Origin of the sequence: uncultured Sphingomonas sp., from assembly GCF_936927845.1 — a bacterium.
Taxonomy (GTDB): domain Bacteria; phylum Pseudomonadota; class Alphaproteobacteria; order Sphingomonadales; family Sphingomonadaceae; genus Sphingomonas.
In genome coordinates this window covers 97714-107555 of the sequence record NZ_CAKZHV010000031.1, presented here as the reverse complement: position 1 = coordinate 107555, position 9842 = coordinate 97714, and the positions used below count along the sequence as shown (strand labels likewise).

The window sequence follows — 9842 nt, the reverse complement described above, 5'->3', positions numbered from 1 at the left end:
TTGCGCCTCCGGTCGGGCTACGCCCGCCCTACGCCGCAACCAGCGCGAACAAAGCACCCGTCATACCCGTTATGCTGCTCGACGAAGGGGGTCCCTTTTGGACGCCGATAGGGGGTCCTTTTTGGACGCCGATTGACAGGTCGGCTCTACGTTGCCAGATCGGCGCTGCAGGCAGGAGTCGACGCGGCGGCGCTGGCGGGCGCGCGTGCCTTTGCGGTGACCGACGACGGGCCGACATCGCGCGGCGCGCAGGTAAACGCCTATTTCTACGGCAACTTTCCCGATGGCACGATGGAGGGGACCAATCTCGTCCTGACGCCCAAATTCCAGACGGTGAACAAGCGCAACCAGACCAGCGTCACCGCGACCGTCAACATCCCGATGACGTTCATGCGCACGTTCGGCTACACGCAGCAGGCGATTTCGGCGACGGCAGTCGCAGAGATCCAGCCGCACCCGCTCGAGATCATGATGGTGCTCGACAATACGGGATCGCTGAAAGCCGACCTGCCCGCGAGCAAGGGCAGCGCGGCCAAGACCCGCATCACCGCGTTGAAGGATGCATCGCGCAGCTTCCTCGACATCCTGTACCAGGGCGCGGACGTTCGCGACGATCTGGCGCTCGGCTTCGTCATGTACGACATCACCGCGAACGTCGGCAAATTGCTGCCGTCATCGATGGTCAGGCAACGCTTCGGCTTCAACGATCTGTATGCGAACCAGTTCGGCGGCGGTTGGCCGACGCAGCCGCTCGCCTGGAAGGGCTGCGTCTTCGACGATGCAACGGTGCGCGACCTGAACAGCACGCTGACCTATCGCGATCCGGGCGCGTGGGACATTGATCGCTCGCTGCCCGGCGAAGGCGCGCATCCCCCGATCGAGCCGTACTTCATCCCGCCCTTCTACACGCCCAAGGACAAGTACAAGGCCGACAAGCCGACCAACAAACCAAGCAAGGGGAAACCGGGCAACGACAGTGCCGCCGACCCGAATAGCGACTACTACAAATTTTCCGGCGGAGAAGCCGACTTCAACCTGTACAAGCTGCATTCGCAATATGCGGACCTGATGCTCAACTATGACGCTTATGGCGATAACTTCGCATCGAACCCGTATCGCCGCTGGTTCTACGATTATTATCTCGGCTTGAACAACGGCGCCACCAGCATGGGCGACGACGTCATCACGCAGTCTAACGGCACTTATTTCGATCCCGACACGATGGACTGGGATTTCACCACCAATTCGGGCACGCCGTTCCGCGTCAATTACGATCGCATCCCGCGCTTCCAGGCCGATTGGAAGGACGCAACCGGTTACCGCGTCAATCCGCAGGGCGGTGCAACAAACAACGGCGGTGCGAACAAGACCGAGGTACCCTCCCCCAACTGGCAGTGCCCGGAAGAGGCTGAGCCGGTCACCTACGGCCGCAGCAAGAGCTACTGGGTCAATGTCGTTCAGAACAAGAACGCCGCGATCTATCCCGCCAACGGGACGCTGCACCATGCCGGGCTGTTGTGGGGATATCGCCTGCTGGTGCGCGACGACGTGTTCAAGCGCACCAATCCGGTCAACGAGGACGCGAAACGCGCGCTCGTCTTCATGACCGACGGCGAAACCGCGCTCGGCACGTCCCCGAACGGCTATGCCAACCGCACCTGGACCTTTTACGGTAATTTCGGTGACGCCCCGATCTCGGCGAACAAGGACAATCTGACGAAACAGTCCGAGCTGCGCTTCTCCAAGACCTGCGCCTCGCTCCAGGCCGAGAGGAACCCGCCCAAGGTCTATATCGTCGCACTGACCACCACCGACAAAGCGACGCTCAACATGTTCGAGCAATGCGCGCCCGGACACGTGTATCGCACGTCGGATGCGGCAACGCTGAAGGCGGCGTTCGACGACATCGCGTCCGAACTCGTCGATCTGCATCTGGTGAAATGATGCGCTGCCCTCGCCTGCTGCGATGCGTCCGCGGCGTGACGGTGATCGAGTTCGCGCTGCTCGCCCCCGCGCTATTGTTCCTGATCTGCGGCGCGATCGAACTCGGCCACCTGACCTTCGCGCGCCAGGTGCTGGAAGGCGCGATGATCGAGGCGGCTCGCAGCGCGACCGCGAGCATGGAAACCAACGAGGACGAGCGCGGCACGATCATGCGCAAGAGCGTCGCGGACGCAATGTCGCTGTTTCCCGCCGCCCCGGGCAAGACGATCGCGATCGAGACCAAGGTCTTCGCCGACTTCGCCTCGGTCACGCCCGAAATCTACACCGACGCCAACAAGAACGGCAAATATGACGCCAACGAACCGTTCGTCGATCGCAACAAGAACGGCAAATGGGATCCGAGCACGCCCAAGAGCGGAACGATGGGCAATGCCGGCGACGTCGTCAGCTACACCGTGACCTATCCCAAGGCGGTGCTGTTCCAGTTCGTCGGCAGCGCGATCGGGTTTTCCAACGGGGTGGAGCCGCTGTCGGCGACCACGGTGGTCCGCAACGAAGCATTGCGACGCAAATCGTGAGGGCGCGTCGATCCGCCGCGCTGGCGCGGGACAAACGCGGGGTCGCGTTTCTCGAATTCGCGCTCGGTCTGCCATTGTTCCTCGGCATGACGCTGACCGCGCTCGAATTCGGCAATTTCGTCATGGCTACCAACCGAGTCCAGCGCATGGCCGCGATGACGAGCGACCTTGTCGCGCAGAGCGGCACCGGCGAGGTCGGCATCAGCGAGAAGCAGATCTACGACCTGTTCAATGCGGTCGATCTGACCGCCAAGCCGTACGACCTGCGCAACCGCGGGCGCGTCATCATCACCGGGGTACAGGGCACCGACAAGGACAATAACGGGACGATCGACAACACCATCCTGTGGCAGCGCTTCGACGGCGCTTACGTTCAGGCGTTGCCGGTGGTGGGATGCGCGCAGACGGTCGCGGTCGCGGCACTACCGAACAAACGATCCCTGCTGCTCGACGAAGTGCTGTTCCACGTCCAGGTCAGCTACAATTACGAGCCGCTGTTCACCGTCATCCCCTTCGGCATGCTCGACATCCAACCCGTTATCACCAAATCGGTCATGTTCCGCGCGCGGTCGAAGGATTTCACCACGCCCAACGAAGACAGCAAGTTCCCGCCAAAGAAGAACTGCACGACCGCGACGGGGCTGTAGGCGCACCTCGCTGCGTGACGCGGCGGCGATGACAGCAGAGGCGACATACAAGTCGGCGGAAGACCAGCGAGACGAACGCTTGCTCTCGATCATCGGCAACCGAAGCCAGCCTTGACGACAAAACAGCGCATCAAGACTGCTAATTATTGCATGCCGCAGCCCCGCAAGCTCGGGCGTATCGAACATCGCGACGGCTCGCCAGCGTTCTTCTTACGGCGCCAACGTCATCAACCGGCCTGGTCTGCGCCGCATTAACGCGATCGCTACGATCCATCCGCCAAATACGCATCATACATAGGTCATTGATCGCGGGGGTTCATGGCACCGGAGGAAGCTCGAAGGCTCGCATGTCTCGCCGACTATGCAGTGATGGGTACAGCGCCGGAAGACACGTTTGACCGCCTGACCGCGCTCGGCTCCGCGTTTCTGAAGCTGCCGATGTGTGCAGTGAACCTGATCGGCGAGGACGAACAATGGACCAAGTCCGCGCACGGGCTCAATACCGGCAGCAGACCGCGCGCGCTGTCGTTCTGCACGCATACGATCGAGGGGGTGGAACCGTTGATCGTCGCCGACGCGGCCGACGATGATCGCTTCCGCTCGAACCCGTACGTCGTCGGTGAACCGGGCATCCGCTTCTACGCCGGCGTGCCGCTGATCAACCCCGAGGGGTTGCGGCTGGGCGCATTCTGCGTCCTAGACCATCATCCGCACCCGGAGTTCGGTGAGGCCGAGATCGATTTGCTCGGGAAACTGGGCGCGATCGCGACCGAGCGGCTGGAGACACGCCGCAACACGATCAATCTTGCCGCCGCCGACGGCTTCGCCGGGGCAACCGCGCTCGCCCTCGTGCTCGCCGGTGCCGATGGGCGCATCAAGTTGTGGAATGCCGCCGCCGAGCGGATGTTCGGTTACCCGTCGGACCAGATGATCGGTCAACCATTGACGATAATCATGCCCGAACGCTTCCGCGCGGCGCACGTGAACGGGCTCGCGCGCGTGGTCGCGGGCGGCACCTCCACGCTGTCAGGCAAAAGCGTCGAGGTCGTCGGCTTGCGCGCCGACGGGTCGGAGTTCCCGGTCGAGCTCTCGGTCTCGGTGTGGCAGGGGCCGGCGGGGGTTGAGATCGGCGCCAACCTGCAGGACATCACCGAACGCCGCGCACGCGCTGCCGCGCTGCAGCACATGGCATCGCACGACGAGCTGACCGGCATCCCCAATCGCCATGGGCTGGACGAACGCCTGGCTCCATACTTCGCCGGCGATCTGCCGGTGTCGCTGATCGTGCTCGACCTCGACGACTTCAAACTCGTCAACGATACATTGGGGCACGCGGTCGGCGACCTTTTGTTGCAGATGGTGGCGGTGCGGCTCGCCTCGGTGATGCCGGTTGACGGCGTGCTCGTGCGTCTGAGCGGCGACAAGTTCGGGATCATGCTGCCGGGTGACGATCTGATCGGCGTGTCGTATCTGGCGCGATCGCTGCTCGCCGCTTTCCGCGATCCCTTCGACATCGGCGCCCGCAATCTGACGGTGTCGTTCAGCATCGGCGCGGCGATCGCCCCGCTCCACGCCGTTGACGCCGAACAGTTGCTGGTGCGCGCCGATCTGGCGCTACTCGATGCCAAGAAAGCGGGTGGCCGCACCTTTCGCGTCTTCAACGCCGGCATGGAGGAGCAGATCGCCGCACGGCGCGCGTTCAATGACGAACTGCTGCGCGCGCATGCCGAGCGCGAATGGGAATTGGTCTACCAGCCCCAGGTCCGCTTGTCCGATCATCGCCTGATCGGGGCCGAGGCATTGCTGCGCTGGCGTCACCCCACGCGCGGGCTGCTCGCACCCGGCGCATTCCTGCTCGCGCTGGAGAAGCATCTCCTCGCCTATGACGTCGGCTGCTGGGTGCTCGACGAAGCGTGTCGGCAACTTGTCGCGCGGCGCGCGAACGGGCTCGCGCTGGAACGGATCAGCGTCAATCTGTTCGCCGCGCAGATCGAGGCCGGCACATTGAGCGAGGTCGTCGCCACCACGCTGGAGCGCCACGCGCTGCGGCCGCAGGACCTCGAGTTGGAAATCACCGAGACGATCGTGCTGCGCCACGACGACGAGGCGCTGGCGCCGCTCAGGCACCTGCACGAATGCGGCGTGTCGATCGCCTTTGACGATTTCGGCACCGGTTACGCCTCGCTCAGCACGTTGAAGCGCTTTCCGCTCTCCCGCTTGAAGATCGACCGCAGCTTCGTTCACGACATCGAGCGCGAGCCGCACAGCGTCGCGATCGTCGCCGGCGTGGCCAGCATCGGCCAGGCGCTCGACCTCAGTGTCATCGCCGAGGGGATCGAGACCGCCGAGCAGGCGCGCGTGGTACAGAAGCTCGGGTGCACCGAGGGTCAGGGCTATCTGTACGGCAAGCCGCTCGACGCCGCTTCCTTCGAGCGCAGCGCGGTCGCGGCGACGGATACCGGATGCGCCAGGATGAGCATCGTCGGTCGCTGACCGTCATCCCCGTCCCCCAAGGGTGAATGTGGCTGATCACCGCGTCGGACGGGCAGCGCACGCCATTGCTTAGGCGAAGTCCCCGCTCCCACCCCCGCTCGTTGACCTGTATCAGCAAGTCGATGCGGCAGAACCCGTTGCCATCGCGGCCAAGCGTCGTAGACCGGCGCTGACATCGTCGCTCGGTCCGCCCGGGACCGCGCGTGAGGAGACGCCGTGGTCCTGTTTGTTGCGCCACCTTCAAATCGCCCGGTCGCCCGGCGTGCGGGCGCGGCGCACGCGTCGCGCCTCGTGCTGCTCGCCGCCTTCCTGATGCTGACCGGCTGTGCGGCGCTCGATCACGGTTTTCTCGCCGCAGCCGGTCCGGTCGCCGCGCACGAACGGCATTTCTTCGTGATCGTGTGCGGCATCCTGCTGTTCGTCTGGGTGCCGGTCGTCATTCTGGTGCCGGTGTTCGCCTGGCATTATCGCTTGTCGAACACGAACGATGCCTATCGCCCGAAATGGGCGTTCTCCTGGCCGCTGGAAGCATTCATCTGGATCCCGCCGGTCGGCATCGTGATCCTGCTGTCGGTGCTGTTGTGGTCGGCGACGCAGCGCGACGATCCCTACACCCGCCGCGCGGGGCACGGCGCCCCCGTCCACGTTCAGGCGATCGCGCTCGATTGGAAATGGGTGTTCATCTACCCCGATCAGGGCATCGCGACGGTGAACCAGCTCGCGGTGCCGGCGGGGCGCCCGGTCCACATGGATCTGACCAGCGGCACCGTGATGCAGTCGCTGCTGCTGCCGCGCCTCGCGGGACAGGTCTACGCAATGGCGGGGATGCGGACGCGGTTCAACTTCTCCGCCGATCGCCCTGGGCGCTACAAGGGGGAGAACGTCCAGTTCAGCGGGCGTGACTTCGCGCACCAGAAATTCCCGATCACCAGCATGACTCCCGCTGCCTGGGCACGCTGGCGCACGCACGCCCGCGGGGTGGCGCGACCGCTCGACCAGGCCGCCTGGGCACGGCTGTCGCGACCCGGGATCGCCAGCCCCGAAACCTTCTCAACCGTGCCGCCGGGCTTCTTCGACCGCGTTGTCGCGGCAACCGGCGGCATGTCGCATCCCCATGACCGGCGATCAGCGCCGCGCGCGAAAGGCGCTTCCACCTCGTGACGATCGCGCACCCTCCGGTTTGGCCCGAGCTGTTCGGGCGCTTCGCCTGGCACGACCTGCCGTTCGTGCGCGCGTGGCAGACGCCCGACGCGAATGAGATCATCGGCGCGGGCGCGGGCGCGCTCGTCGTCGTCGGCGCGCTCGCCGCGGTCGTGCTGCTGACGCGCTACCGCTTGTGGGGACGGTTGTGGTCCGAATGGCTGACCAGCCTCGACCACAAGAAGATCGGCATCATGTACGTGGCGCTGGCCTTCGTCATGCTGTCACGCGCGCTCGTCGAGGCCGTGCTGATGCGCACGCAGCAGGCCGCCGCGATCGGCAATCCCGGCTTCGTCTCGGCTGACCATTTCGCACAGCTGTTCTCCACGCACGGCTCGATCATGGTGTTCTTCATGGCAATGCCGTTCCTGACCGGGATCATCAACTATGTCGTGCCGCTTCAGATCGGCGCGCGCGACATGGCATTTCCCTGGGCGAATGCGATTGCGCTGTCGCTGACCGCCGGGGGCGCGGCGCTGCTGATGGTCAGCCTGGTGGTGGGGCAATTCTCGACCGGCGGGTGGAGCGGCTATCCCCCTTATACCGGGCTCGCGTTCAGCCCCGATGTCGGCCCCGATTACTGGATCTGGGCGGTGACGCTCAGCTCGATCGGGTCGACGCTCGGCGGGATCAACATCGCCTGCACGATCTTCAAGTTTCGCGCGCCGGGCATGAGCTTCATGCGGATGCCGATGTTCTGCTGGACCAGCCTGTGCACCAGCATCCTGATGATCTTCGCCATGCCGCCGCTTACGGTCGCGACCGCGCTGCTGGCACTCGACCGCTATCTGGGGTTCCACTTCTTCACCAACGACCTGGGCGGCAACATGATGAACTATGCCAACCTGTTCTGGCTGTTCGGTCACCCTGAGGTCTACATCCTGATCCTGCCGGCGTTCGGCATCTATTCGGAGGTCGTCTCCACCTTTTCGTCGAAGGAACTCTACGGCTACGTCTCGCTCGTCTGGGCAACGATGGCGATCGCGGTGCTGAGCTTCACCGTCTGGGTCCACCATTTCTTCACCATGGGGCAGTCGGCAAACATCAACGCGGTGTTCGGCATCGCGACCATGACGATCGGCGTGCCGACGGGGGTGAAGATCTATGACTGGATCTGGACCATGTTCCGCGGTGAGGTACGCTTCGCGGTGCCGATGCTCTACGCGCTGGCGTTCATGGTCACCTTCGTCATTGGTGGTTTCACCGGCATCATCCTCGCAATCCCGCCGCTCGACTATGTGTTCCACAACACGTTGTTCCTGGTCGCGCACTTCCACAACATGCTGATCCCCGGCCTGCTCTACGGCCTGCTCGCGGGCTATACCTACTGGTTCCCCAAGGCGTTCGGCTTCCGATTGAACGAGCGTTGGGGCCGGATCGCCTTCGCCTGCTGGGTGATCGGCTTCTATCTCGCCTTTATGCCGCTCTACGTGCTGGGCGCGAGCGGCATGGCGCGGCGGACGCACCAGATCTTCGAACCCGATTTCCGCCCCTGGCTCTATGTCGCGGAAGTCGGCGCGCTGGTGCTGCTCAGCGCTTTGGCGTCGCTGTTCGTGCAATTGGTGGTCAGCATCCGCGAGCGTGACGCCAACCGCGTCTTCGCGGGCGATCCGTGGGACGGACGCGCACTCGAATGGTCGACGTCCGCGCCTCCGCCCGAATATAATTTCGCGGTGATCCCGCAGGTCGACCGGCGCGACCACTTCTACGATCACAAGCGAGAGGACGGCTTCTACCGCGAACAAGCCGCCTATGAACCGATCCGCACCCCGCGCAACAGCGTGTCCGCGCTCGCGATCGGGGTGGCGGCGACGGCCGCGTCGTTCGGCTTGGTATGGCACATGTGGTGGCTCGCAATCGTCGCGACGCTGGGGATCGCGGCGGCGCTGATCCTGCGCAGCTTCACCCCCGATGAGCACCGCGTCATCCCCGCGGCCGAGGTCACCGCAACCGAGCAGCACTGGCACGCAGCCCGTCACGCGGCCGAACCGATCTCACGCCATCTGGAGCTGACCGCGCGCAATCGCGGCGTGGCGGAGGTGTCGGCATGAGCGAGCCCATCCTGCGCCACGCCGGCATCAATCTGGGCGGGACCGGCCAGCATCCCGACGCCAATGCGCAGAGCGGCATCTTCGGCTTCTGGGTTTTCCTGATGAGCGACGCAGTGGTCTTCGCGCTGCTGTTCGCGGTTTACGGCACCGTTGTCGCCGCGACCGCGGGCGGCCCGACGCCCGTCGAGGTGTTCGAGCTCCGCAGCGCGTTCGCCGAAACGCTGCTGTTGCTGACCAGCAGTTTGACGATCGGCCTGGCCGTGCTCGCGATGAAATATGACGGTGCGCGCCGTCCGGTGTTCGCCTGGCTCGGGGTGACTTGGCTACTCGGCGCCGCGTTCCTGGTGCTTGAGGCGCATGATTTCATCACCATGTTCACGCACGGTGCCTATCCGACACGCAGCGGCTTCCTGTCGGCCTTTTTCGCGCTGGTACCGCTTCACGGCGTGCACGTGATCGTCGGATGCGTGTGGATGCTGGTGATGGTCGCGCAGGTGCTCGCTTATGGGTTCGACGCGCGCACCAAGATCAACATCCTGCGGCTGAGCCTCTACTGGCACTTCCTCGACGTCATCTGGATCGCGATCCTCTCGGTCGTCTACCTGCAGGGACATATCGCATGAACGAGCGGCGTCGCGAAACGCTGACGTACCTGATCGGCTACGCGCTGGCGCTGGTCCTGACGCTTGGTGCGTTCGCGGTGGTCAAATGGCCCGTCGCCGCGGGCGGTACGACGCTCGCAATCATCCTCGGGCTCGCGCTCGTGCAGGTGGTGGTGCAGTTCCGCTGCTTCCTCCACGTCAGCTTCGCACGGTCCGCGCGCGAGGATCTCCTGCTGGTGCTGTTCGCCGCGCTGATCGTCGCGCTGATGGTGTCCGGCACGCTGGTGATCCTGTTCAACCTGCGCGCCCGCATGATGTGATTACGGG

Annotated in this window: 8 protein-coding genes; all 8 read left to right on the top strand. The window is 64.5% G+C overall.

Annotated features, from left to right (window positions below; genetic code table 11):
• Positions 1-132 precede the first annotated feature (132 nt).
• The 8 genes from Q0579_RS05340 to Q0579_RS05305 all read left to right on the top strand — a co-directional run bounded on the left by Q0579_RS05340 (position 133) and on the right by Q0579_RS05305 (position 9835).
• On the top strand, positions 133-1944 hold the full coding sequence (locus Q0579_RS05340; RefSeq protein WP_298809940.1) for a hypothetical protein: 1812 nt from the start codon (positions 133-135) through the stop codon (positions 1942-1944).
• Positions 1945-1979: 35 nt separating this feature from the next.
• Positions 1980-2522 (top strand): TadE/TadG family type IV pilus assembly protein, encoded by a 543-nt coding sequence (locus Q0579_RS05335; RefSeq protein ID WP_298809938.1) that lies wholly within the window; start codon positions 1980-1982, stop codon positions 2520-2522.
• The gene (locus tag Q0579_RS05330) at positions 2519-3169 is read left to right on the top strand and encodes a TadE/TadG family type IV pilus assembly protein (protein ID WP_298809935.1); all 651 of its coding nucleotides are present in this window, start codon (positions 2519-2521) and stop codon (positions 3167-3169) included. Before Q0579_RS05335 ends, Q0579_RS05330 begins: the two co-directional genes overlap by 4 nt.
• A 369-nt stretch (positions 3170-3538) precedes the next feature.
• Positions 3539-5662 carry an EAL domain-containing protein gene (locus Q0579_RS05325; RefSeq protein ID WP_298809932.1) on the top strand — a complete coding sequence of 708 codons (2124 nt, stop codon included), beginning with the start codon at positions 3539-3541 and terminating at the stop codon, positions 5660-5662.
• Between the two features lie 216 nt (positions 5663-5878).
• A complete protein-coding gene (locus Q0579_RS05320) occupies positions 5879-6823 on the top strand; it encodes a COX aromatic rich motif-containing protein (RefSeq protein ID WP_298809930.1) in 945 nt (314 codons plus the stop codon).
• Positions 6820-8913: a cbb3-type cytochrome c oxidase subunit I gene (locus Q0579_RS05315; RefSeq protein WP_298809928.1), complete on the top strand. Its 2094-nt coding sequence runs from the start codon at positions 6820-6822 to the stop codon at positions 8911-8913. Before Q0579_RS05320 ends, Q0579_RS05315 begins: the two co-directional genes overlap by 4 nt.
• Complete coding sequence (locus Q0579_RS05310) at positions 8910-9536, top strand: cytochrome c oxidase subunit 3 (RefSeq protein WP_298809925.1); 627 nt, start codon at positions 8910-8912, stop codon at positions 9534-9536. Before Q0579_RS05315 ends, Q0579_RS05310 begins: the two co-directional genes overlap by 4 nt.
• Positions 9533-9835 (top strand): cytochrome C oxidase subunit IV family protein, encoded by a 303-nt coding sequence (locus Q0579_RS05305; RefSeq protein WP_298809923.1) that lies wholly within the window; start codon positions 9533-9535, stop codon positions 9833-9835. Before Q0579_RS05310 ends, Q0579_RS05305 begins: the two co-directional genes overlap by 4 nt.
• Positions 9836-9842 lie beyond the last annotated feature (7 nt).